General features: G+C 38.9%; 29 protein-coding genes. 20 read left to right on the plus strand and 9 right to left on the minus strand.

All coding sequences use genetic code 11. The annotated features are described in order from the left end of the window. Positions 1-25: 25 nt before the first annotated feature. The 6 genes from HU823_RS11225 (at position 26) to HU823_RS11250 (ending at position 6877) form a co-directional block, all read left to right on the plus strand. Positions 26-1870, plus strand: coding sequence for a PAS domain-containing sensor histidine kinase (locus HU823_RS11225; protein WP_144702578.1), 1845 nt, complete (start codon positions 26-28; stop codon positions 1868-1870). Between the two features lie 53 nt (positions 1871-1923). Next, positions 1924-2172, plus strand: a complete 249-nt coding sequence (locus HU823_RS11230; RefSeq protein WP_197222102.1) for a hypothetical protein — start codon at positions 1924-1926, stop codon at positions 2170-2172. Positions 2173-2250: 78 nt separating this feature from the next. After that, complete coding sequence (locus HU823_RS11235; RefSeq protein WP_144702572.1) at positions 2251-2694, plus strand: helix-turn-helix transcriptional regulator; 444 nt, start codon at positions 2251-2253, stop codon at positions 2692-2694. Between the two features lie 100 nt (positions 2695-2794). Beyond that, positions 2795-4543: a metallophosphoesterase family protein gene (locus tag HU823_RS11240; protein WP_197222103.1), complete on the plus strand. Its 1749-nt coding sequence runs from the start codon at positions 2795-2797 to the stop codon at positions 4541-4543. 194 nt (positions 4544-4737) lie between these two features. After that, entirely contained in the window at positions 4738-5178 is a 441-nt protein-coding gene (locus HU823_RS11245; RefSeq protein WP_197222104.1) for a chemotaxis protein CheW, read from the plus strand. A gap of 10 nt (positions 5179-5188) precedes the next feature. Further along, positions 5189-6877, plus strand: a complete 1689-nt coding sequence (locus HU823_RS11250; RefSeq protein ID WP_197222105.1) for a methyl-accepting chemotaxis protein — start codon at positions 5189-5191, stop codon at positions 6875-6877. 251 nt (positions 6878-7128) lie between these two features. Here HU823_RS11250 and HU823_RS11255 read toward each other — a convergent pair whose 3' ends face one another. From HU823_RS11255 to HU823_RS11265, 3 genes are all read right to left on the minus strand, one after another. Next, positions 7129-7359, minus strand: coding sequence for a hypothetical protein (locus tag HU823_RS11255; protein WP_231607417.1), 231 nt, complete (start codon positions 7357-7359; stop codon positions 7129-7131). Continuing rightward, complete coding sequence (locus HU823_RS11260; protein ID WP_137790415.1) at positions 7356-7676, minus strand: YbjQ family protein; 321 nt, start codon at positions 7674-7676, stop codon at positions 7356-7358. Before HU823_RS11260 ends, HU823_RS11255 begins: the two co-directional genes overlap by 4 nt. A 64-nt stretch (positions 7677-7740) precedes the next feature. Next, positions 7741-9111: an FAD-binding oxidoreductase gene (locus HU823_RS11265; protein ID WP_197222359.1), complete on the minus strand. Its 1371-nt coding sequence runs from the start codon at positions 9109-9111 to the stop codon at positions 7741-7743. Between the two features lie 125 nt (positions 9112-9236). Between HU823_RS11265 and HU823_RS11270 the strand changes: the two genes are divergently transcribed. Further along, positions 9237-9806 (plus strand): BsuPI-related putative proteinase inhibitor, encoded by a 570-nt coding sequence (locus tag HU823_RS11270; RefSeq protein WP_144702561.1) that lies wholly within the window; start codon positions 9237-9239, stop codon positions 9804-9806. 248 nt (positions 9807-10054) lie between these two features. After that, positions 10055-12202, plus strand: coding sequence for an ATP-dependent Clp protease ATP-binding subunit (locus tag HU823_RS11275; RefSeq protein WP_144702558.1), 2148 nt, complete (start codon positions 10055-10057; stop codon positions 12200-12202). Between the two features lie 194 nt (positions 12203-12396). On the opposite strand, the gene HU823_RS21910 is transcribed toward HU823_RS11275, so the two are convergent. Further along, positions 12397-12486 carry a putative holin-like toxin gene (locus HU823_RS21910; protein ID WP_222122228.1) on the minus strand — a complete coding sequence of 30 codons (90 nt, stop codon included), beginning with the start codon at positions 12484-12486 and terminating at the stop codon, positions 12397-12399. Positions 12487-12896: 410 nt separating this feature from the next. Here HU823_RS21910 and HU823_RS11280 point away from each other — a divergent pair, with 410 nt between their 5' ends. Then, complete coding sequence (locus tag HU823_RS11280; protein ID WP_231607418.1) at positions 12897-13526, plus strand: hypothetical protein; 630 nt, start codon at positions 12897-12899, stop codon at positions 13524-13526. Positions 13527-13850: 324 nt separating this feature from the next. Here HU823_RS11280 and HU823_RS11285 read toward each other — a convergent pair whose 3' ends face one another. After that, complete coding sequence (locus tag HU823_RS11285; RefSeq protein ID WP_144702555.1) at positions 13851-14039, minus strand: hypothetical protein; 189 nt, start codon at positions 14037-14039, stop codon at positions 13851-13853. A 201-nt stretch (positions 14040-14240) separates the two neighbouring features. Between HU823_RS11285 and HU823_RS11290 the strand changes: the two genes are divergently transcribed. From HU823_RS11290 to HU823_RS11300, 3 genes are all read left to right on the plus strand, one after another. Next, complete coding sequence (locus tag HU823_RS11290) at positions 14241-16643, plus strand: penicillin acylase family protein (RefSeq protein WP_197222106.1); 2403 nt, start codon at positions 14241-14243, stop codon at positions 16641-16643. A gap of 85 nt (positions 16644-16728) precedes the next feature. Further along, positions 16729-17019, plus strand: coding sequence for a hypothetical protein (locus HU823_RS11295; RefSeq protein WP_137790410.1), 291 nt, complete (start codon positions 16729-16731; stop codon positions 17017-17019). A 274-nt stretch (positions 17020-17293) separates the two neighbouring features. Then, positions 17294-17632, plus strand: coding sequence for a VOC family protein (locus HU823_RS11300; RefSeq protein WP_144702549.1), 339 nt, complete (start codon positions 17294-17296; stop codon positions 17630-17632). Positions 17633-17809: 177 nt separating this feature from the next. Here HU823_RS11300 and HU823_RS11305 read toward each other — a convergent pair whose 3' ends face one another. Next, a complete protein-coding gene (locus HU823_RS11305) occupies positions 17810-18061 on the minus strand; it encodes a hypothetical protein (RefSeq protein ID WP_144702546.1) in 252 nt (83 codons plus the stop codon). 182 nt (positions 18062-18243) lie between these two features. Between HU823_RS11305 and HU823_RS11310 the strand changes: the two genes are divergently transcribed. Further along, on the plus strand, positions 18244-18495 hold the full coding sequence (locus HU823_RS11310; protein WP_144702543.1) for an HPr family phosphocarrier protein: 252 nt from the start codon (positions 18244-18246) through the stop codon (positions 18493-18495). A gap of 44 nt (positions 18496-18539) precedes the next feature. Here HU823_RS11310 and HU823_RS11315 read toward each other — a convergent pair whose 3' ends face one another. After that, positions 18540-18698: a hypothetical protein gene (locus tag HU823_RS11315; RefSeq protein ID WP_197222107.1), complete on the minus strand. Its 159-nt coding sequence runs from the start codon at positions 18696-18698 to the stop codon at positions 18540-18542. A gap of 172 nt (positions 18699-18870) precedes the next feature. Here HU823_RS11315 and HU823_RS11320 point away from each other — a divergent pair, with 172 nt between their 5' ends. Beyond that, positions 18871-19503 carry a YitT family protein gene (locus HU823_RS11320; RefSeq protein ID WP_144702540.1) on the plus strand — a complete coding sequence of 211 codons (633 nt, stop codon included), beginning with the start codon at positions 18871-18873 and terminating at the stop codon, positions 19501-19503. Positions 19504-19555: 52 nt separating this feature from the next. On the opposite strand, the gene HU823_RS11325 is transcribed toward HU823_RS11320, so the two are convergent. Beyond that, positions 19556-19729 (minus strand): YjcZ family sporulation protein, encoded by a 174-nt coding sequence (locus HU823_RS11325; protein WP_197222108.1) that lies wholly within the window; start codon positions 19727-19729, stop codon positions 19556-19558. A gap of 180 nt (positions 19730-19909) precedes the next feature. Between HU823_RS11325 and HU823_RS11330 the strand changes: the two genes are divergently transcribed. Both HU823_RS11330 and HU823_RS11335 read left to right on the plus strand, forming a co-directional pair. Beyond that, positions 19910-20209 carry a hypothetical protein gene (locus HU823_RS11330; RefSeq protein ID WP_144702537.1) on the plus strand — a complete coding sequence of 100 codons (300 nt, stop codon included), beginning with the start codon at positions 19910-19912 and terminating at the stop codon, positions 20207-20209. A 304-nt stretch (positions 20210-20513) separates the two neighbouring features. Beyond that, positions 20514-20684, plus strand: a complete 171-nt coding sequence (locus HU823_RS11335) for an aspartyl-phosphate phosphatase Spo0E family protein (RefSeq protein ID WP_370568694.1) — start codon at positions 20514-20516, stop codon at positions 20682-20684. Here HU823_RS11335 and HU823_RS11340 read toward each other — a convergent pair whose 3' ends face one another. Next, entirely contained in the window at positions 20685-20879 is a 195-nt protein-coding gene (locus HU823_RS11340; RefSeq protein WP_137790405.1) for a hypothetical protein, read from the minus strand. It abuts the gene before it with no gap. A 155-nt stretch (positions 20880-21034) separates the two neighbouring features. On the opposite strand from HU823_RS11340, the gene HU823_RS11345 reads away from it, so the two are divergent. From HU823_RS11345 to HU823_RS11360, 4 genes are all read left to right on the plus strand, one after another. After that, positions 21035-21871 (plus strand): aldo/keto reductase, encoded by an 837-nt coding sequence (locus HU823_RS11345; protein WP_144702534.1) that lies wholly within the window; start codon positions 21035-21037, stop codon positions 21869-21871. 311 nt (positions 21872-22182) lie between these two features. Continuing rightward, a complete protein-coding gene (locus HU823_RS11350) occupies positions 22183-23133 on the plus strand; it encodes a ring-cleaving dioxygenase (protein ID WP_197222109.1) in 951 nt (316 codons plus the stop codon). Further along, positions 23130-23738 carry an alpha/beta hydrolase gene (locus tag HU823_RS11355; RefSeq protein ID WP_144702528.1) on the plus strand — a complete coding sequence of 203 codons (609 nt, stop codon included), beginning with the start codon at positions 23130-23132 and terminating at the stop codon, positions 23736-23738. The genes HU823_RS11350 and HU823_RS11355 overlap by 4 nt, the downstream gene beginning before the upstream one ends. Positions 23739-23883: 145 nt before the next feature. Then, a complete protein-coding gene (locus tag HU823_RS11360; protein ID WP_144702525.1) occupies positions 23884-24495 on the plus strand; it encodes a flavin reductase family protein in 612 nt (203 codons plus the stop codon). The last annotated feature ends 427 nt before the right edge of the window (positions 24496-24922 follow it).

The following is a 24922-nucleotide window of genomic DNA, read 5'->3' on the forward strand; positions in this document are numbered from 1 at the left end:
TTTTAGTAAAAAAAGGGTGGATAGAATGAAAGTATTAAGTCAGGATGAATTACCTGCAGTTGCCACTTTAAAAGAAATGATCGATGTCCTGCCCGAATTTGTTTGTTTAAGGTATCCGGATGGAACATGGGCAGAAGCAAACCGGTTCGCTCTTAATATTTATGGAATCAACCACGATGAATATAAAGGAAAAAGTCTTGAGGAACTTGAAACAAGACTTTCATACGAAGCAATTGAAAGATGTAGCCTTTCCGATAAGAGAGCATGGGAAACAAGAAAACCGATAAAAACAGCTGAAAAGATTATGATGAAGAACGGTCGTAAAGTGATGCTAGAGCTCATCAAGCAACCTACCTTTACGAGTGATGGTAAACCGCAAGTGCTTGTTATCACAGGACGTGATATAACACCTCATAAACAGAAGGAAGAAGAGCTGAGTGTGGCTCTAGATCTATTAGAGTCGGTTTTAAAAGGAACAACAGATGCCATTCTCATTATTAACACAAGGCAAGAGGTCATTAAGGTGAACGATGCATTCATTCAGATGTTCGGCTGGGCTGAAGAGGATTTCTCGGAGGATAATGACGACTATCCTGTTATTACACCAGCACACCTGCAAGGTGAATCAAAAGAGATCATTGACTTGTTAAAACAAGGACAATCCGTTCCGCTTCATGAAACACAACGTATACACAAAGACGGAACCGTTTTTGACGTATCTGCATCTTTTTCAAACATATGTGACATGGACGGTAAGATTATGGGGTTCGTAATTGTATATCGTGATATTACTTCTCAGAAAAAAGTAGAGCGTGCTCTACGTGAAAGTGAGGCGAAATATCGTTTGATCGCAGAACATTCTACAGATCTTATTACTGTGATTGATCCATCTGGCATCATACAATATGTATCTCCTTCACACTTACCTGTACTTGGCTATGAAGATGGTGAGATTAAAGGGGCTATCCTGGAAATGGTTCATCCTGATGATTTACAGAGCCTTTCTGATCTTTTCATGAGAGCTCTTGTGAAAAAAGAACCGTTTCAGACAGAGTTCAGGTTGGTTCATAAAAATGGTGATTGGATATTATTAGAGGCCCGCGGTGTTCCGGTTATGACGAAAGATGGTCATGTAGAGAGCTTAGTTACCTTTGCTAGAGATGTTACGAAAGCAAAACAGACAGAAGAACTCATGTTAAAATCAGAGAAGCTCTCTGTTCTCGGCGAGCTTGCTGCAGGAGTCGCACACGAAATTCGGAATCCGTTAACTTCACTCAAAGGATTTACGAAACTTTTGTCAGATGCAGACGATGTGATTCGGTTAGAATATTTAAGAATTATGGAGTCAGAACTCAATCGGATCAACGACATCGTCGGTGAGCTCATGCTTGTTGCTAAACCGCAAGCGGTTAGCTTCGAACATACGAACATCCAAGAACTGATCTATAGTGTTGTTAGGTTGCTAGAAACCCAAGCGATCATGAAAAACATACAGATCTGGGTAAATATTTCAGATAACATACCGCTTGTATATGGTGTAGAGAATCAGCTTAAACAGCTTTTCATCAATCTGTTGAAGAACGCGATTGAAAGTATGGATAAAGACGGAGAAATTCATATTAAGATTGGAACTCGAAACGATTCTGTCCTTCTCGAGTTGAAAGATCAGGGATGTGGTATTCCAGCAGAACGTTTAAAAACCCTAGGAGAACCCTTCTATACAACAAAGGAAAAGGGCACGGGCTTAGGATTGATGGTGTGTTTTAAAATCATTGAAGAGCATGGTGGAGCTATTCAGTTTTCTTCGGTTGAGAACGAAGGGACGAAAGTAGAGATCGAACTTCCAACTGCACCGTCTTCACCAAAATAAGGTTTAATGTATGAAGAATCCGACCACACTGTTCATAAGGGAGTGTGGGAGAGTTGAATAAATACCGTATCTTTTTTGTGTATCGAGTAAAGGATTTAAATTATATTCACGTTCATGGTATGAACATGGAAAATAAGAAGTTGTTCACGGTTCTGATCTCATCCCCAAACGATGAGATGAACCTAGTCGATCATCACAGTGAACTTCCTAATGAACTATTGTCATTGTTGGAAGCGGAGAGTACACGAATTAATTCTGGGCTCTATGATCTTGCTCATTGGGAACCATATACGTATAGCTGAAACTCCTTTCATTTTTGTTGAAAGGAGTTTTTTTGTGTAAAATGTTCCTAAAAGGATAAAAAGGAGATTCTCTTTATTATGACACAAGACGAAATTGTGGACTTGTTAACAGGCAAGATCAAGCTTGTACGAACTGAACTTGGATATACACAAGACAAGATGGCCGATATATTAGGAATTTCAAAGAAAACGTTAGTGCAGATCGAAAAAGAAAGAATTAAAGCGAGCTGGACTGTAATCGTTGCTATGTGTGCATTGTTTCGAAACTCAGACATTCTTAACCATGCATTAGGTGGAAATCCGCTTGATGTTATGGAACTAGTCGTTCATGAGTATGTAGCGATACCGAAAGAAAAAACCTGGGGTGGACATGTCTGGTGGAAAGAAGTAGATTCACGTAGAGGCTACCGGCTTCAGCAGAATGTAATCAGTCAGCACTTCCGAATTCTTGATCAAAAGGATTATCGTGTGTATAGTTCCTTTGAAGAAAATGAAGCAAGAAAGAGATTGAAAGAAATATAGTAAAATAACTGTTTCATAAAATGTTTAATGTGCTGTTACATAAAATTTACGTTGTGCTGTTACTTTCAAGATGCAAGTTATTTTGAAGGGAGAGTCAAACATGAGTTGGAGAATGAAGCTAACAGCACTTGTTATCTCAGGTGCTTTAACGATACCTGTTGGACAAGCACATGCCTTCTTGTCTGGTATAGACAAACAAGATGGTGGGATTGGAAACACTGAAAACTATTTGGATAAGGTGCCTAATTTAGCACTAGATCCAAAAGTAGAAAATATTATTTATCCACTTATGTCAACTCCGGCAATAAAAAAGAACGGATCAGATCTGACGATTAAGGTGGATACAAAAGATAAAGAACCTGCAGGATGGGAAGTTTCTTTAAATCCAACGGAAGCAGCGAAGATTGATGGAACATTTACTCTTCCTGTAAAAAATGTGCAAAAAGGATCTTCTTATTGGAAGGACAGCTCTTCTATTTATGAAGTTACGGTACAAATTCCAGATGAGGTTCCAGAAGAGTTATTTGATCTGCAAGTTTCTTATACAGGTAATGGAACGCGTATTACAGATGATGAACCAAACTCGGTAAAGGTAGTTAAAGAGTTCAAGAAAGAATTTAAGTTTATGCACCTAACGGATATTCATGTTGGCTCACCACGAAATATTGCAGATCCAGCTAATATTACTGAAGCGGGATTGTGGCACCCAGATCGAACGAAACGTTGGTTATATCTCCAAAAAACGATTAAACAAGTGAATTTGTTAAAACCAGATTTTGTGGTGATGACTGGTGATTTAATGTATGGTCAGATGAATCCGAAAGAATATATCTATGAATATGAAGAAACATACCGCATGCTGAAACAGTTTGATGTTCCTGTGTATATCGTACCAGGGAACCATGATTATTATGCACAAGATGCTACGCTAACTGATGGTGCTAAGTATTGGGAACAATATTTCGGTCCTCAATATTTCTCATTTGATTATGGACCATATGCTCACATGATCGGATACAATTCTTTTGATTGGCACAAGTTTGATAGACAAGGACACGGAACCGTATCTGTTCCTACTTGGGGTGGACAGATACGTGATGAGCAGATGGAGTGGATCAAAAAAGATTTAGCAGATAACAAATCCAGTGCACAACCTGAACAAGTAAGAGGATTATTTTCTCACCATAATCCGTTATGGCGTGATCGTGACATATGGCCGTCAACAGATCCGCATGTAAACGAGTATTGGGAAGAATATGATGGTAAGCATGATCCGCAGCATTTAACAACGCTCATAAAAGGTGAGGCGCTCGGTATTAAATACGATCAGCAATGGCATGGTGAAGGGTCTCATGAACTGATTGATGTAATGAAGCAGAACAACGTTAATTTATCTTTACATGGACATACGCACATCGATAACATTACAGAGCAAGACGGTATTTTGTTTTCCACGACTGCTTCTATTGAATTATCAGCTAAACCATGGGTTGGCTATCGTTTGTTTGAGAAGAATGCAGCTGATAATAAATTCAATTCATACGTATATGAAGGTCCAGATAAATCCATGCCAGTATATCAAAATGGGAATACGTCAGCTGGAGTTGTTTCATTTGAAAATAAGTTTCAACTGCCGAACGATGGATCTCAAGTCACCCAAACAGCAACAGTTACGAATCGTTTAAATAAATCTTTGACTGTAAATATCCCATTCTATATGAAACAAGGCAGCTACACGCCTTCTGTTGGTAAAGTAGTTGAAACACAATTATATGGTTCGAAACAGTTTGTAGAGGTGCAAGTAACCATTCCGCCGAATACGATAGAGAATGTAGAATTAAAAAGATAAGTAATAAAAAAGCCTGAGCATTTTCTGCTCAGGCTTTTTTATTGTTGGTACATAAACTCGAGAAACACTAAAAATGATTAATAGATTTATTATCATTTTTGAGACTAAAACATTTGAAATTCTTAACCGATAAAAAGAGTGAGAACTTATGACTATTGTTTAATGAAGAAATACCTAGAAAAGGAGCAAGTGAGATGTCACTTAGCACTCAAACTTTAAAGATTGTTGTAATAACAGCTGGAGTTGAACAATATGGCCTTCCGATCGAACATGTCGCTTCGATCGAGCGCGTTCTGGACATAACACCGATGCCAGAGATGCCTTCAGACGTATTGGGAATCATTCATTTAAGAGGGAACGTTATTCCGATCATTGATTTTGGACAGCTGATCGGTAAAGGGAAGACAGAGATCACAGATCAGACAAGAATTGTTATTTTACAGAATGAGGAAAATTTCTTAGGGCTTTTAACGGAAGCTGCAACCGATGTTATGGATATCGAAGCAGATTCTATACAATCACCAGGGAGTTTTCGTTCAAAAGAGGATTCGTTAATAAATGGTGTCTCTAAGCAGGATGATCACCTAATCATTGTGCTGAATTGTCCGGTTATTTTTAGCAACAGAAATTTATAAGAGGTGACGTATGAAACTGACTTTGAGAAAAAAGCTAGTAGGTTCTTTTTTAACAATTGCCGTTCTGTTTGCTGCAACTTGCGGTGTTTTCTTTTACTTTTTAAAAGACATGCAACATACATACAGTGAACTATTGGACAGAAGAACGGTAATCTATAACAATGCTAAAGAGATCGAACTTCAAGCGACTGTTCAAAACAATAGTGTCAGGGAATACTTGCTCGAGCAATCGACCGAAAGCAAACAAAAGTTGACCGACGCGAACGAGAAGATTAATACACTCGTAAATGAAACGATGAAACTCGTTCAAGTAAAGGCAGATAAAGATAGGCTGGAGAAGATTTATTATTTGAACAATGATTACAAAACGGAATCAAATCGCGTTCTGCAAAACTCAATGAGTAACATGGAAGCTGCAAATGAATATGCAAAAAGCACTCTCTTCCCGTTAGGCAGAGACATGCGAGCTGTAACAGAAGAGATGGGCAAGAGACAAGCAAACCTAATGGCTGAAGGCAGAGTCGTCGTTGCGGACGAAGAGAAGTTCGTTGTCTCTCTCATCACGATTTTAGGAATCGTTATTGTAGTGGCTGCACTTGCAATCGGTTACACGATCTCTCTTATGATTTCTAGACCTGTTGTGAGAATGTCCAATATGCTTAATGACATCGCAGATGGTGACCTGACGATGGATCCGATCTCTGTAAAAAATAAAGATGAGATCGGTATGCTCGCAGATGGCATCAACCATATGGGTACAAACCTTGCTGCTTTAATCAGACAAGTCAGAGCTACTGCTGAACAAGTAGCAGCATCTTCTGAAGAATTAACCGCTTCAGCTGAACAAACGAGTATGGCAACTGAACAGATCGCGACAACGATAGGTGAGGTGGCAGGAGGATCTCAAGAACAAGTGCGTACGGTAGATGATATCGTAGAAGCCATGAACCAGCTTTCTGCCGGCATTCAACAGATCGCAGTTAGTATGCAGAACATGTCTGAAGCATCTGCTCGTTCTATGCAGGTAGCAGAAGGTGGAAATGAGACTATACAAAAGACGATCGGTCAGATGGATGCGATCCACACTTCTATGGACAGTACCTCAAGAGTTGTTAAGGATCTTGGTGAGCAGTCTCAAGAAATTACGAATATTGTTGATGTGATTACGGATATTGCCGGTCAGACAAACTTGCTAGCGCTGAATGCAGCAATCGAAGCAGCTCGTGCAGGAGAACAAGGCAGAGGCTTTGCGGTAGTTGCTGATGAAGTACGAAAATTAGCAGAGCAATCATCAGCATCTGCTTCCCAGATCGGTCAACTGATCACTAGCATACAGGAACTAACTGAAAAAGCCGTTACCGCAATGAAGAACGGTGCGATAGAAGTAAATGGCGGTAGAGAACTCGTCTATCAATCAGGTGAAGCATTCAAAAGTCTGTACGATACCGTTGCAGAGGTTTCTGGACAAGTTAGCGATATCTCAGCTGCTACAGAGCAGATGACAGCGAGTACCGAACATGTTGTTGGCTCGATCGACGTGATCTCATCGATGGCAGAAACAGCAGCTTCGTCAACGCAAGAAGTTTCTGCTTCTGCAGAAGAACAGCTAGCAAGCATGGAGGAAATATCATCTTCATCAAACGCACTTTCACAGCTAGCAGAAGAGATGAACGAAGCGATTAATAAATTTAAAGTGTAAATATGAAAAGAATTGAAAGCTGCCCAGCTTGAATGGGCGGCTTTTTTGTTAGCGACAGAGGATAATCCCCTGTGACCGAGCATAAAACCCTGGGACCGCGCATAAAACTCGTCGATCGAGCATAAATCTCTTGGACCGAGCATAAAACCTTTCAAACGCACCAAAATAAAATTTGAAAGAACCTTAAACATCATCAGCTACAAAAAAGCTTGTCTTTTAAGGGAAACCCCAAAATAGACAAGCTTTTTTCATTACTCTTCTTTATAAAAGCGATCGCCTGTTTCAGGATTATAATAAACACGTTCCCTTTTTCCTGAGGTTGGATCGATTGATATTTCATCTGTCCAAATATAGCCCGAGGGCACTTTTGTTTCACTTTTTTTGTATCGCTTATCAAAATACATCCAGGAGATGATAGCTAAGGCGATTAAGAAAAGGATAGACAAAACTTGCCAGCCGATTAGGATGCTTATGATGTTCATTGTTTTTCAATAACGACAACAGTTCCATAAGCAACGATCTCGCTCATGTTATTGCCCATCTCTCCAGAATCAAAGCGCATCATGATGATTGCGTTGCCACCCATTTCGGTAGCATTCTTTACCATCCGGTCAACTGCTTGCTTTCGCGCATCTTCAAGCATGCTCGTATATTCTTTGATCTCACCGCCCATGATTCCTCGTAATCCCGCCATGATGTCGCCGCCGATTCCACGAGCACGTACAACGACTCCAAAAGCAGAACCTTTTACTTCCTTCACCTCATAGCCTTTAATGTTCTCAGTTGTAACGACGATCATGAAATAACGCCTCCTTGGTTTGTTATAACACTAATACGAATCATACAAGCTCTTCGTTTCATTTCTATATTATGATCTTACCAGGGTTTAAAATGTCGTTTGGATCCAATTGTTTTTTTATAGAGAGCATGATGGGAAGAGTATCTGCATGTTCCTTAGCCAAATATTTTGCTTTTCCGATTCCGATACCATGCTCTCCTGTACACGTGCCGCCTTTTTGAAGAGCATGATCAACTATACGTGCGTTGACCATGTCTGCCTTTTCGCGCTCTATTGTAAGCGAGCTGTCGTACATTAGGATAGCATGAAAATTACCATCACCTACATGACCGAGGACTGCCCCCGGTACTCCTATCTCGTCCATCGTTTTTCTCGCGTGTACGATTGCTCCAGACAATTCGGAGAGTGGAAGACAAACATCGGTAAACATCATCGATTTCCCTGGATAGCCATGTTTAAATGCATAAGCTAAATGGTGTCTTGCTTCCCAAAGTTTCGCCCGAGCCTTAGAATCACGTTCCTCTGTCCACTCTAAACCACCAAAGCTCTCGAGCAATTCCTTTGTGAGTGATGCTTCATAGGTAACACTAGCTGGATTTCCTTGAAACTCTAAAAATAAGGTAGGAGCTTCTGTATACGAAGTATCACTATTGTGGTTCACTTGGACGATCGAGCGTTCATCAACCAGCTCCATCCTTGCGATACCAGTCCCAGAGCCAAGAACTGCACTTGCTGCTTCAACTGCCGTTTGAACAGATGGAAACGTACACCTTGCTGCAAGAACTGCCTCAGGAATTCCGTATACTTTTAATGTGATCTCAGTAAATATCCCTAAAGTACCTTCTGAGCCTACAAACATGGAGGTCAAGTGATAGCCAGCTGACGATTTAGCAGCCATTCCGCCGGTTTGAATAATTTGTCCATCCGCTAATACGACTTGAAGATTTCTTACTTGATCGCGCATGATTCCATATTTTACGCTTGTTGTTCCACTTGCATTTGTAGCTGCCATTCCACCAATCGTAGCATCAGCTCCGGGGTCGACTGGAAAGAACAATCCGAATTTTTTTAGAGCTAGGTTTAGCTGAGTACGTGTAACGCCAGGCTGTACTTTCACTAAAAAATCATCTGGACGAATTTCCAGCACTGCATTCATTTCTTGAAAGTTTAATGTGATGCCACCTTTTACGGGTATACAGTGGCCCTCAAGACTAGAACCGGCTCCGTAAGGCACAACAGGAATTTTGTTTTCATTTGCGAATTTAAGTATAGATGAAATTTCATCTGACGATATCGGGTATACAACTACATCAGGAGAAACAGGGTGGTGATAAGATTCATCATGGCTATGCTGCCAGAGAACCGTTTCATTTTGTGTGGCACGTTTTTCAGAAGTTATTTTCTGCATTTCTAACAAAAGATCTGACTTTGTCATTTCCAAAGAAACACACTCCTTCTACGTATAGATTTAATCTCTATTTTACATGAAGTAAGCTAAAAATCCTTTTTAAACATGAAATTACGTATATATGCCCAAACTAACAAGTGAGGTGAAGAACAATGATAAAATGTAGGATAAATAACTGGCATGTTATACTGATCATATTATGTATTTCAGTAGTCGTTACAGGCTGTGGAAACAATGACAGCCAAAACCAATCCGAGGGGAGAGAGCAACCAGTGATAGGTGATGGTAAAAAAGATGATAAGAATCAACAAAGTCCTAAGGATGGCAAAGAAGAGCGATCTGGACAAGAGGGTCAGAACGGCATCGTTGCAGGAAGTATTGAAAGTACGATTAATGTTCAAGAACAGCAGAATGCAAAAGGTATTCTATTTCGATATGAATTAAAAAATCAAACAGAAAAAGAGAAGGTTTTTCAATTTTCGTCTAGTCAAAAATTTGATTATGTGATCAAAGATAAGAACGGAAAAATTGTTTACCAATACTCGAAGAATCATATGTTCATGCAGGTTCTTTCTTCATTAAAACTGAAACAAGCGGATGTTTTTAAACAGGACATTTTAGTGAATAATCTTGAACCAGGAGCATACACACTTGAAGTATGGTTGACGCCAACCGGAGAAACAGAAGACTACAGACAAAAAATCACTTTTAATTGGAACTGATTTGGGGAAGAGATGAGTTAAGAGCTCATCTCTTTTTGTTATTTTTAACAGTCAAACAAAATACTTGAAAGTCAAAAAAGGTCAAAGTATAATATGATTAAAGGTGAAAGGTCAAAGAAAGTCAAAGTCAAACTTTTGCAAGTAGACCAAATCGCCTAAATCATAAAAGTTGCGAAGCGAAGGGCATACCGTTATAATCGCAAATAATTTATACAATTTTTCAAAAAAACTTATAGGGGGTTACAAGTATGCGTTGTGAACAATGTGAAGTTAATCCTGCTACGATTCAAATGAGTATCTCAATGAATAAAGAAAAGAAACAATTTGTGCTCTGCTCTAATTGTTATCATAAAGTAAAACAAGAAATGACAACTGGGGGAGGAATGAACATGAATTTTTCTTCTTTCGATGATATTTTTCAACAGATGATGAATGGTCAAGCTTTTGCAGACCAGGCGAACGATCCACATCATCAACAAACTCAAAAAGGAAAACGTGGCGGCGGAGGCTTCTTAGATAAATTTGGCCGGAACTTAACAGATGCTGCAAAAGCAGGAATCATCGATCCTGTCATAGGACGTGATCAAGAAGTGCGTCGTGTGATTGAAATCTTAAACCGTCGTACAAAGAATAACCCGGTATTAATCGGTGAGCCAGGTGTAGGGAAAACTGCAATAGCTGAAGGCTTAGCTACTAAGATCGTAGAAGGCAATGTACCGGCAAAACTTCTGAATAAAGAAGTCTATTTATTAGATGTTGCTTCACTCGTTGCAGACACTGGCGTGAGAGGTCAGTTTGAAGAAAGAATGAAACAACTGATTGCAGAACTTCAAAAACGGAAGAACGTCATTCTATTTGTAGATGAGGTGCATCAAATCGTAGGAGCAGGGTCTGCTGAAGGTTCAATGGATGCAGGAAACATTTTAAAACCAGCACTGGCTCGTGGTGAACTTCAAATGGTTGGTGCTACAACACTTAAAGAATATCGCCAGATCGAAAAAGATGCAGCGCTTGAACGACGCTTCCAGCCTGTAATCGTTAACGAACCAACGACGGATGAAGCATTTGAGATCCTCAAGGGACTTGCTTCGCGTTATGAAGACTATCACCAAGTTAAATTTACAGAAGAAGCTTTAAAAGCTTGTGTTACGTTATCACATCGGTATATTCAAGATCGTTTCTTGCCCGATAAAGCGATTGATCTTATGGATGAAGCAGGTTCAAAAAGCAACCTTCAACATATTACGATTGAGAAATCGTCCATTGAGGAGCGCTTAGAAGAACTTGTTAAAGAAAAAGAGAAAGCTGCTGCAGATGAAAACTATGAACTTGCAGCTAAGCTTCGACAAGAAGAACTAGTGCTTGATGAGAAACTTAAAACACAAGAAGAAGATAAAAAGGCAGCGATTGTGCAAGTAGAAGATATTCAACATATCGTGGAACAGAAAACAGGAATTCCAGTTCGTAAGCTGCAAAGTGATGAACAGTCTAAGATGAAAGAGCTTGCTGCAAAACTTTCAGCTCAAGTAATCGGACAAGATGAAGCGGTGGAAAAGGTAGCAAAAGCGATTCGCAGAAGCCGTGCAGGATTAAAGACAAAAAAACGTCCGATTGGTTCCTTCTTATTCGTAGGACCAACGGGTGTAGGTAAAACTGAATTAACCAAAACATTAGCTAAAGAGATCTTTGGTGATGAAGAAAGCATGATTCGTCTCGACATGAGTGAGTATATGGAAAAGCATGCTGTATCCAAGTTGATCGGTTCACCTCCAGGGTATGTAGGACATGAAGAGGCAGGACAACTTACAGAACAGATCCGCCGTAAGCCATATAGCATACTGCTGCTCGATGAGATTGAAAAAGCTCATCCAGACGTACAGCACATGTTCCTTCAGATCATGGAAGATGGCAGATTAACGGACAGCCAAGGGCGTACAGTAAGTTTTAAAGATACAGTGATCATCATGACAAGTAATGCAGGTTCAGCTGTAAAACAAACAAAGAAACTTGGCTTTAATACAGAAGAGGTTGAAAAAGAGACACAGATTTTAGACTCTTTAGGCGGCTATTTCAAACCAGAATTTCTTAACCGTTTTGATAGCATCGTACAATTTCAGTCACTAAAGGAAGAACACCTTGTGAAGATTGTTGATCTGATGCTACAAGAGCTTTCAGATCAACTTCAAGATCAAAACATTTCAATCACAGTAACTTCAGCTGCAAAACAGAAGCTTGCTAAACTAGGGTATCACCCAGCATTCGGAGCAAGACCACTTCGTCGGATCATTCAAGAACATATCGAGGATAAAATTGCAGATGTTCTTTTAGATGACGAGAATGTCGAGAAGCTAGCAGTAAATGTTGCAGAGGGACAAATTGTTGTGAAAAAGGCGTAAGATTAGCTAAGGAAGAATGAAGTAAAATAGATAGAAAGTTAAAACTAAAAAACCTTGCTTGGAGAGTGTTTCTCCAGCAAGGTTTTTGTTTTACAATTCATAGATAGGGTATTTCTAGTTTTTAGATGAATTTATCCGAAAAAATAAGCCATGCATCTGCATGGCAGAATAAATAGAAACAAAACTCTCTGTCTTTATGAATCATCTTTGGAGCGGATAATGGTAAGAACAAGCATTGAAAAACCAATCATGAGTGACATCGCTTCAAATACTGTCATCCCCATCCCTCCTTACAAATTAGGAGTAAGACTCGTACAGAAACTAGAGAAGGAAAAGTATTGTATGATTACCATTTTATCCCGATTTTTAAAATGAAACAAGAATCGGAAAGACTATTTCTAATAACTCTATTTAGGTCAATAGGATTATTTTACCAATATCATTTTGAAGCATAAATCGCATTTGTTTTTCATTTTTTTCGGGGTAGACTAAAAGTCCTATAAAATAATCAATTCTAATACATCTAAACAACAGGTGTAGCTAAGAACATCGCGAAAAGAAATATAAATAGGCACAAAACGAAGAGTAAGCATTTTCTTTTCATTCTTTTCATCCCCCTTGTGTATATCAATGTATAAAGAAATGATATTTTTCATGACTATTATTCAAGGAAAATTTTAAGGAGGATTATTCGTTGGACACATCATATGTATGGTATGTAAGTTATGGATCGAATTTAATGGAGCACCGTTTTTTGTGTTATATTCTTGGTGATCAGCCTGAAGGTTCTACTCAACGGGAAAGAGGCTGTAGAAATCCAGCAATGCCTCTTAAGAACGGTAAAGCTGTTTTGCCATATCCCCTTTATTTTGCAAGAGAGCGAACGAAATGGGGAGAAGGTGGAGTGGCTTTTATTGGACATGAAAGAAATGAAGCATACGAGACGTATGGCAGAAAATACTTGGTCACTGTCGAGCAATTCTTAGATGTTACAGCTCAAGAAAATAGCTGTGAAGAGATAGAGGCTGACTTGGAGGAAGTCATCGAAAAAGGATATATTCACTTTGGTCAAGGCTGGTATAGCCGCATGGTATATCTTGGTGAGGATCAAGGATATCCGATGGTTACATTCACTTGCAACCTTGATATGCACGAACAGGATTTGAATCCACCACCAGCAACTTATCTCGTAACCATTGCAAAGGGACTTAGTCAGATAGGTCTATCTTGCGGTGAAGCGGTAAAATATTTTGCTCAAACTCCTGGGATTGCAGGCAGAATGAAGGATGATGAGATAGAAAGTATCATTAAAACGTATTTTTAGTATGACAAAAGCTAGATAACTTGTCCAACCACCGGCTATTTTTCCGTTTAAAGGGTCGAACATAGGCCTAGCGGTATACGTCTAATGGAACTTACGGTATTTAAAAATCGATGAGATAATAAAGTCCCCTATACATATAGAGGTGCTTCCTTTAGAGAGAAGCACCTCTTTTTTTTGTACTTTTCTTAAAGCATTTTATCCTACTACGCAGTTTAACTTCGTTTCATGGCTGCTCGCTTTCGGCAAAGCTGTGGGTGAACGCACTTTCAAACATCCTATTTTTTTATTTGGCTCATCTGTCTACGTGCACAATATTATATACACTTATGCATTCATTTTGATTTGTTTAATAGAGATGATTGCAGCAGAACAATTGAATTGGTCAGCGATCAGCTTTTTTACTTGTTCGTGGAGATTGGCTTTGCTGGGATAGATGTTAACAATCACGATGTTTCCTTCTGTAATTTTCTCCTCACCATGACTAAGTTGAAAATCCACTACAATTTTAGCCATCTTCTTTCTCCTTATCATTTATGTCATAAACTGCTTTTTGAGGTATTCGACATTTTCATGAAAATCCTGTCTTAATTTAGAGAAATTAGGCGAAAAGTTGGGAGGTTTTTCAATACATTTACTTTTATCAATTTTTTACAGGGGAAATCCGTCACATTATAGAATGTAATTAGGAAGATTGTAGTGGCAGGGGGTCTATGGGTGGAGAGTACGCTTCAGAAAAAAAAGTCCGTTAAACGAATTACTTGGAAAAAAAGTTTAGTGATCATCGGCATCGCTATCGTTGTTATTCTAGCATCTGCAGCAGGTACAGCCTATTTTTTGCTTCAAAAAAGCAAGCCTGTAATTAATGGGGCTATTCCATTAATCGGACTTCAAGCACGGGTAGATGTTTACAGAGATAGCGATGGAGTTCCCCATATTGAAGCAGAATCGATGAAAGACCTATTTATGGCTCAAGGTTTTGTAACGGCGCAAGATAGGATGTTTCAGATGGACTTAAGCAGAAGACAGGCATCAGGCAAGCTTAGTGAGGTAATTGGGGAAAAAACACTCACCCGTGACAAGTTCTTTAGAACATTAGGTTTAAGAAGAGCGGCAGAAGCTTCATATGATGAGTATTCTAAAGAAATGAAACAATATCTGTCATGGTACGCAGATGGTGTGAACGCTTATATGGACCAGGCTAAGAAAGATAATACGCTACCTATAGAATTCTTGCTCGTTGGGTATGAGCCAGAGAAATGGACCCCCGTCGATTCCCTCGTAATCGGTAAATATATGGCTTTCGATCTTGGTGGACATTGGGAAGGACAAGCATTTCGATATTATTTAACAGAAACGTTTTCAAAAGAAAAAGCTTTGGATCTATTTCCAGGATATCCGAAGGACGCGCCAACCATTTTAGAGGATCTTCAAACAGAAGGTATTGATTTTGAGAAAAGTTTCGCAGGATCGGTAATTCCTAACTATCATAATGGAAGTAATAACTGGGTAGTTGCGGGCGATAAGACGAAATCGGGTAAGCCGCTTCTTGCCAATGATCCACACCTTTCACTAGGTACACCTTCTATCTGGTATCAGGCCCATCTGAAAGCTCCTGATTATGAAGTTTCCGGTGTAATTTTCGCAGGAATACCGGGTATTATTGTAGGACATAACAAGACGATCGCATGGGGTGTTACGAATGTAGGACCGGATGTTCAAGAACTATATATTGAGAAAAGAAACCCAAAGAACTCTTATGAATTTCAATACTTGGCAAACTGGGAAAAAGCTGATGTGGTAAAAGAGAGAATCAAAGTAAAGGACAAAGTGGACGTAGATCACGAAGTAGTGATCACAAGACACGGACCCATTATCTCTGAATTTGCACATCATGATAAACCAGGTACGGCTCTCTCATTAAAATGGACTGCTCTTCAACCGTCAAAAGAGCTCGAAGCTGTCATTTTGATGAACCGCTCAAAAAACTGGACTCAGTTTGAAAAAGCGCTTCAATCGTTTCATACTCCTGCACAAAATTTTGTTTTTGCGAGTACAGACGGAACGATTGCATATAAAGCAAATGGATTGATCCCCGTTCGTAAACAAGAATATACGTCACTTCCTGTTCCGGGATGGACAGATCAATATGAGTGGGAAGGATATATCCCATGGGATGAACTGCCAACAAGTGTTAACCCAGAAAAGGGATATATTGCGACTGCAAACAATAAAGTTACTGCTGATTCATATCCCTATCATATTTCAGATACATTCGCTCAACCTTATCGACAACAACGGATCGTAGAAGTTCTTGAAGGGAAAGAAAAGCTTACGGCAAAAGACATGCAATCTCTTCAGTTCGATCAAAAAAACAAACAAGCAGAAGAAATGCTGCCGATTTTTATGCAACAAGTAATGAAAAAACCATTGAACGATAAGGAAAAGAAAGTCATCTCACTTCTGAAAAAATGGAATCATTCCGATAGCAAAGATAGTGCTGCTCCATTAATTTTTCATATATGGATGAGTCATTTTAGTGATGAGTTGTTTAAGGAAGAAATCAGCGAAGAGATGCTGAAGATGTTTGATGGTAGGGAACAAGTGGTGGATGAACTGATAAGAAAGGCGAACGCTGGAGATCCCGGCCCATGGATTAGAGAAAATGGCGGGTTAGAAAAAGTTACTCAACGCTCTTTTGAATCAATGATAACCTTTCTATCAGAAAAATTTGGGGACGATTCATCGAAATGGAAATGGGGAGACTTTCATACGCTAACATTTGAACATCCTCTTGCTGCCATCAAACCTTTACATCTATTATTTAATCCACCTACTCAAAGTATGGGTGGAAGTAGAGTGACAGTTGGTGTAGCTGGATGGGACCGGGAAACAGGCAACATTACACATGGTGGAGCTTGGCGCATGGTAATCGATATGTCTGATACATCGAGATCTTATCATGTAGTAGGACCAGGTCAATCTGGCCATGTACTGAGCCCTTGGTATGAAGATCAGGTTGAAGATTGGGCAACAGGAAAGTATCACGAAACCGCTCTAGATCAGAAAAAATGGCCGAAGGATCAGCATCTCGTTTTGAAGCCAAAAGTAGAAAAATAAAAAACGGTAGACTCTTGTCTCTGTCAAAATAACAGGTTGGACATATGGTGTAGAGAAGGCAAAAACAAGCTGGGAGGTTTACCCTTTGTCATACCAAACGTATCACCTGTGCCGTAGTTATTTAGGCAGATCGGTATATATTGATTGTCATTGTGGCACAAGATATCATGGTGTTCTTAAGCATGTAGATGAGAGTAAAGCGTATATTCTACCGTATAGTTCAGAAGGTCAGGACGAGAGCAGCAACCGCTTCTTTTTTGCTCCTGCATTAGTAGGACTAACACTTGGAACCATCGCAGGTCTAGCATTAGCACCACGACCGTACCCAATCTATCCTGTCTATCCGCCATATCCATATCCGCCGTATCCGTATTAAGTTTTCTAAGACTGATCCTATACTACACACATCGTGTAGATAGATCAGTCTTTTATCTTGCTCTTTAGAGATTTTTTAGAAAACTTCTAGAGTGAATAAAGACCAATCATTTTGAAAGGAACGATGCATAAGAAAACAGACTTTCTAAAATAGAGCTTTTTATAAAAAGGAGCAGGAAATAAAGAAGAAGAGAGGGAATTTAACGAATACATAAAAGTAAAAATGAATATAAATCTAGCACATGATCACGAATTTTTTACGAGGGGGTATTGATATGAAGCTCGCGTTTTTGTTTCACCCAGTAAAAGATTTACAAGAGTCTCAGCAATATTATGAAGGTCTTGGCATGACTGAAGCCTGGCGTGAAGGTAATCAAGTACTAGGGATGTCGATGAAAGATAGTGAAGTGCAGTTGATGATTGAGGAAGATGAACATGATCTTGGACCAGGCGGCGTATTTTTAGTAGATAGTGTAGATGATTTCTATCATGAACATGAGGGAAAGCTGAACTTCGTTAAATTACCTTGCACCATTCCTCCTGGAAGATATGCTATCTACCAAGATGCAACAGGCAATCCTATCCGAATCATTGATTCTACGAATAAAGACTAGAAATGGGTAAAAAACACCATCCAACTTTTTTGAATGGTGTTTTTATTTGCTTATTTTTAAGGAATGTTGCCTCGGCGGGTTACAAGAGGCTGTGAGTAATCTAGAATGAAATCATTATTCTTAAAAGCAACAATGATTACACAGTCTCTTCAAATGCTAATGAAGAAGAGAAGTTCTCTAGTGATAAAACTCATCGTTTTCGTTTAATGCAGGATCATGCAGATCACCAACGAAATGTAACAAACTATCACCTTCGAAGTAATAAGGTTCTGTGTCTTCTAACCAGCTTCTGTATTCTTGGAAATCCTGATTAAAGTCTCCAGAAAAGAAACGGTGTGCTACCTCGTTTGTTAATGTATCGATGATTACGATACCTCTGTAACTTTGACGATCGGGTTCATCATAATCGCATGCTATGTAATAAGCCATAATTGTACTCCTTTTTCAGTCATACTCATAATGTTGCAAAATAGTTCTTTTTTCATACCATTATTTTTCAGATTCTTCATAAATTGAATGCATAAGCCATAAAACTCTAACATGGAGTTAAAACGCTCTTTACATTTCGCTAGTAAAATAAAAAATGAAGAGGACTGAAAGAGGGTCATACAATGAAAACTTACTTTATGGTACAAGAGAAAATCAGACCAACTTGGATTCATGAGATGGTCGTTAAAGCGAATGAGTTTGAACAATGCCAAATCTTTTTTGAATGTAACACGTTAAGAATCAATGCAAAAAGCCACCTTAGTATGAGTCTTTTAAATGGCATGCAAGGGGTCTGCTGCGTTTCTGCAACTGGAGAAGATAGCAGGGGAGCTGTTGATGCATTACGAAGTTTAGGAACAGGCACATTATCATAAAATATAGAGAAACATAAAAAAAGCAGCCATACGACTGCTTTCTTTTATTTGTTTTTTTTAGGTTGGACCGTTGATCGATTTTCATGGAATTTTTTTTGAATATAAACATCACCAACTACAGAACGTGCTTGTTCAGCTTCTTTGTGCTCGTCGCGCGCTTTTTGCTCAAGCATCTCGATTTCTCTTTTACTGTATTGTGTCAATTTTCTTGTCCACCTTTCTGCTGCTCCCACATTTCGTGTTATTCCCGCAAAAGAGATGAACAGGGCCCTATTCCTCTAAAAAGGAGTAATCATTATAAAGATATGATCAGACATTTGCGTATATGTGTTTTATTTTGTGAAACATCTTGCAATTCAGGTGAAGAGGTCTAATATGAAGGAGGGAATCAACAACGAAAGAGAAAGGGTTTTTGTTTTGCGGCGAATTCTGTGGTTAACGTTTGGAGCTTTTTTGCAAGGACTAGCTATGGCGGCATTTCTTTTTCCTCACAATATCCCTTCTGGCGGTGTAGCGGGTGTTGCCATACTAAATGATTATTTTTTCGATGTATCACTAGGTTTAACATTATGGACGATAAATTTTGGATTGTTGCTGTTGGCGTTAAAGACGCTCGGTAAACAAACAGCATTATGGACGATCTATTGTGTAGCAATTACATCCATCGTTGTGGATTGGATGTCTACTCATGCAATCACTCCTTTTAACGGTACACTAGTTGATGTGGTATACGGAGCGATTATCTTCGGTACAGGGGTAGGTATTCTGTTTAGATTCGGTGCATCTTCAGGTGGGATGGATATCGTTGCGCTGATTATTTCTAAATGGACTGGTAAGAAGCCAGGCACCATCCTTTTTTTTATCAATAGTTTTGTATTATTAGGAACATCGTTAACTTTAGGACTTGAGATTATTCTATTCGCATTAATGTGTCAGTGGATTAGCACAAGACTTATTGATTTCGTTAGGACAGTAGCTCCTAAGAAAACAGTAAAACCGTTTCTGTAAATAAAAAAAGAGGTGGGGACTAAACCCGCACCTCTTTTTTTTGCACATAAAATTAGCAATCTTTGCCTTTATATGCCCACGAACAGCCAACAATAATCAGAAGGACAAATAGAACTACTATGATCGCAAAACTCTTTCCATAACCTCCGCCACCACAATAACCATATCCGCCACCATATACTGGTGCGTTTGCAAGTGAAGCATTTACCGGTGAATTGACATACATTCTAAAAACTCCTCCTTAAAAGTGTACTTTCGACTTCGATACAGTATATGTAATCTCCAGAAAGCGTGTATGGACAAATGTTTAGATTTTGAGGAAATAGGCAGATGTAATATTTGAAAAGAAAATGTGATGTTACGAATGTATGGAAATGGGGTAAATGTAAGCAAGGAGGCGTTATCCATGCAAACTTCAACTCAAACTCAAATGAAAACAACGAGTAAGTTATTGAAAACACAATCTTGGGCCTTGATTGGTCTTGGTACAGGAGCGTTAGTATGGCTCTCTTTCAAACCAAACCGTATTAAAACAAAAATGAAATTTAAGGATATGAAACGAAGAGTTCGACCTCATCACATCGATCGTACGCAACTACCTATCAATAAAGCAGGTCATCCTGATCCGATGGATGTTGATGACAACAAGATGGTAGAAGAAGGAGCTATGTACTCTGTAAACTATTACAATGATAAAAAAGGTTAAAAGGATGGGAAGTCGCCCATCCTTTTTTCTTTTATCAGGGAAATAAATCTTTTAGAAAAGAGACTATAAAAACGCTTCTTTTGCGAGTGGAAATGCTAGTGTTACTCGTAAGAAGCAGGCGAATGCGGCTGAATATTGAATCATATTGAAGGATTTCTTGGGTCTTTCTGACGATATGTCATGTAAAAAATTGTCCGCTTTTGTAAGATTACTTCTTCTTTTGGTGAATCTATTTTCAAGGATAAGAAAAGCAGTCATAATAAGCGAGAGGTATATAAAAACGACACAAGAGGAGCGGATTTTCGTGGAGAAAAAAGAATGGAATAACTCTCTTCTCATGGAATGTATAAAAGAAAAAAAAGAGAAGCTGGTAGAAGTTGCGGATCGCAATGGCTTAACCAGCAATGAAACGGTTAAGTGTAGTCAAGAGTTAGATGTTCTGCTGAATGTGTATCAAAGACAATTTTCTTTTTAATTATCTTTTATTGAAGATGAGTTCATCTGTTAGTTGATCGATACGAAGTAGGATCGCTTTTTTTGTTACTAAAGGATAATTACAGTGAAATTCTGATAGAAGTTCACGTATCTCCTGAATCAGGGTAAATTCTTGTTCAGGCATAGATTTAGATGATTCGCTTTTAGTCTTAAATTGAATCAGATTGTCCTTCACACCAACACCCCATTTTCATATTGTGTTGGATACTACTTCCATAGAAGGATTTAAATACCTTCTAAAAGTCGAAATGTTTCCTTTCTACAGCAGAATGTGACAATATCTTTTTAGGGAACAAAATTTGTCTTTTATAATGGGAGGCTATTAAACAGATGACAACGATTAAATCATTGCAAGATACGACTGTCTTACACAATGGAGTTAAGATGCCATGGTTTGGACTTGGTGTATTTAAAGTTGAAGAAGGACAAGAAGTAATAGATTCTGTTAAATGGGCGATTGAAGCAGGATATAAGAGTATTGATACAGCAGCCATCTACAAAAATGAAGAAGGTGTTGGACAAGCTATAAAAGAAGCGGGTGTTCCTCGCGAAGAATTGTTTATCACGACTAAAGTATGGAATAAAGATCAAGGCTATGAGTCAACACTTGCAGCGTTTGAAGAGAGCATGAACAAACTTGGGCTCGAATATCTCGATTTGTATCTTGTTCACTGGCCTGTAAAGAGCAAGTATAAAGAAACGTGGCGTGCGCTTGAAAAGCTTTACAAGGACGGAAAAGTAAAAGCGATTGGTGTGTCTAATTTCCAAGTGCATCACTTAGAAGATATCTTGGCAGACTGTGAGATCAAGCCGATGGTGAACCAGGTAGAATACCATCCGCGTTTGGCACAAAAAGAGCTTCTTTTATTCTGTAAAGATAACAACATCCAACTCGAAGCATGGAGCCCGCTGATGCAAGGTGAATTGTTAGAAGAGCCATCATTGGTTGAACTAGCAGAGAAACACGGTAAATCTGTAGCTCAGATCATCCTACGTTGGGATGTTCAAAATGGCGTTGTAACGATTCCGAAATCTGTTAAACAACACCGCATCGTAGAGAATGCAGATATCTTTGATTTTGAACTATCTCTAGAAGATATGGCGAAGATTGATGCGTTAAATGAGGATCGTCGCATCGGTCCAGATCCAGACAACTTCGACTTCTAAGAGGGGTCTGACCCCAAACAAATACAACAAATCAAATTTGTCCACGTGGAATCTACAGATTCCACGTGGTTTTTTATTTCTGTCACAGATTGTCGGAAACACCCCCTCTTGTTTATTGTTTCACAGAAGTATGAAGGGGTATAGGCTTAAGTAAACTCTTGTCCGTCCATAATAAATAGGAGTTAATGGTGTTCATGCTTACTTACAATCATTCATATCAATGTAATATAGTTACTTGACAAAAGTAAGTGATAATCATATACTTAACTTACAAAAAATAAGTTAAACGTAACTGAAAGGATGTATTGGATATGACGATGCACACGGATGGTATTCACCACATAACTGCGATTGTTGGTAATCCCCAAGAGAATGTAGATTTTTATGCAGGTGTTCTTGGCCTCAGACTTGTTAAAAAAACTGTAAACTTTGATGATCCAGGAACGTATCACCTTTATTTTGGAGATGAAGGAGGAAGTCCAGGAACGATCATGACGTTTTTTCCTTGGCCAGATGCTTATAGAGGAAGAGTAGGCTCAGGCCAAGTTGGAACTACATCTTTTGTTGTACCAGAAGGTTCCTTAGCTTTTTGGGAAGAAAGACTTGTGAAATTCGCGGTAGAGTATAAAAAGACCGTTCGTTTTCAAGAAGAATATCTAGAATTTCTTGATCCTCATGGATTGCGTATAGAAATTGTTGCAAGGCAAGAAGGTAAGAATAGCGAATGGTCATTTGGCGAGGTCACTCCTCAACATGCCATTAAAGGATTTGGTGGCGCTATACTTCTATCAGCAGCTCCACAGGAGACTGAGCGAGTTCTTACTGAAGTGATGGGGTTAGAAAAAGTAGGGCAAGACGGAGATTATATCCGGTTTCATGCAAAAAGTGACATTGGAAATGTGATTGATATCAAACTATCGCCTGAAGCAAGGGGAGTGAGTGGAGTAGGTACCGTCCACCACATCGCTTGGCGAGCTTCATCTTATGAAGAACATGAACAATGGCAGCAGCATGTAAAACAAAATGAGTTTCAAGTAACAGAAATCATTGACCGACAATATTTTAATGCTATTTATTTCAGGGAAGAAGGCGGCATACTGTTTGAGATCGCGACTGATCCACCAGGGTTTACTCGCGATGAGCCAGAAGAAGAGTTAGGGAAGAAATTATTGCTTCCACCATGGCTTGAGCCTCATCGAGAACAAATTGAAAATCATCTACAACCCGCAGAAGCAAGAATTTTAAAGGAGGATATCCAATGATCCATCTATTCAAAAAAGGGAAAGATGTAAACAAGCCGGTACTTCTGTTATTACACGGTACTGGAGGAAATGAGAAGGACTTACTTTCGTTAGCAGAAATGATCTCACCAGAATCATCTGTGTTGAGCGTTAGAGGAAATGTTTCTGAAAACGGCATGCCGAGATTTTTCCGCCGTTTATCAGAAGGTGTATTTGATGAAGAAGATTTAATCTTTCGAACAAAAGAACTTTACGATTTTATTGAAGAAGCAGCAAATAAGTATGATTTTAACCGCGATCAAGTAGTAGCAGTAGGCTATTCGAACGGTGCTAACATTGCAGGAAGTCTGATTTTTCACTATGAAAAATCATTAAAAGGAGCAATTCTTCACCACCCGATGGTCCCTAGACGAGGAATTGAACTTCCAAAGCTAGATGGACTTCCTGTTTTTATCGGTGCAGGGAAAAACGATCCGATCTGCCCGCCTCAAGAAACAGAAGAGTTGCAGCAATTGTTGAACAACGCAGGCGCAAAAGTACATCTGAAATGGGATGACATGGGCCATCAGTTATCAAGAGCTGAAGTGGAAGAAGCAGCTGAGTGGTTCAGCAAACACTTGCTATAAGTCATATTTGTTAAAAATAAGTCAAAAGATAAGACGATTAGATCATAGAGACAGCCTATTGTCACAATTGAATCATTATCTGCTATTTAAAGAGTTACAAGAGTTACAATAACAGCTTAAAAAATAGTAAAGCGGGTGAAAAATCATGAAGTCTATCGATCCTCAAGAATTATCCGTAAAAGAGAACTATAAGTTTCTAACCGGAAGTATAATTCCTAGACCGATTGCGTTCGTTACCACTCTATCATCAGATGGTGTCCTAAACGCTGCACCATTCAGCTATTTTAATGCGTTAACTTCCGATCCTCCTCTGATCGCCATATCCGTTGGGAGGAAAGATGGTAATCAAAAAGATACGTCACGAAATGCAGAAGAGCTAGGTGAATTCGTAGTTCATATTCCAGACGAAACGTATATTAATGCTGTGAATCAAACCGCTGCCAACCTTGAGCCGGATCAGAGCGAAGTTGAACTTACAAATTTAACAAAAGCTCAATCGGTCAAAGTAGGAGTTCCAGGTATCGCTGAATCCAAAATACGCATGGAATGTATAGTTGAACAGATTATTCCACTTGGTGGTACACCCGACAAGCCCTCTACTGATCTATTAATCGGAAGAGTTGTTCATTATCATATATCAGATGAACTCTATCAGAATGGTAGAATAGATGCTGATAAGCTAAAGCCTGTTGGCAGATTAGCAGGAACGAACTATGTAAAGCTTGGAGAAACTTTTTCGTTAGAACGGCCAGAATAATCATTGCCTTCCTCGTTTAGAGGAAGGTTTTTTTGTTTACATCAAAATTCTTTACGAGAGAACCCTTGTCAAAAACCGACATTTTATAGAGATTGAACTGAAGATATTGTTACAAACCATAGTATTTCAATTAATAGTTTGTAACTTTAATAGGAAAATATACCGCTTTTTCCGACATAAGACCTGCATCTAAGAAAGGAACAATGCCTCACTGAAGGATTGGCGAATCTTCTTATATCACTGCCATTGTAAAAAACAAAGAAAATATTGGAATTAATCTAGTTTATTTTTAACACCGATAAAGGGACTGAGTCCTCATTTTTCACTTCGGTTATTTTATATTACAAAAATAAGTAGATATGTACCGTGCCATAAGTTTCGTAATCTGAAAAAAAATAATATATAGAAAAAAATGACTAACCAAAAG

The organism is Fictibacillus sp. 18YEL24, from assembly GCF_015903855.1.
GTDB lineage: Bacteria > Bacillota > Bacilli > Bacillales > Fictibacillaceae > Fictibacillus > Fictibacillus phosphorivorans_C.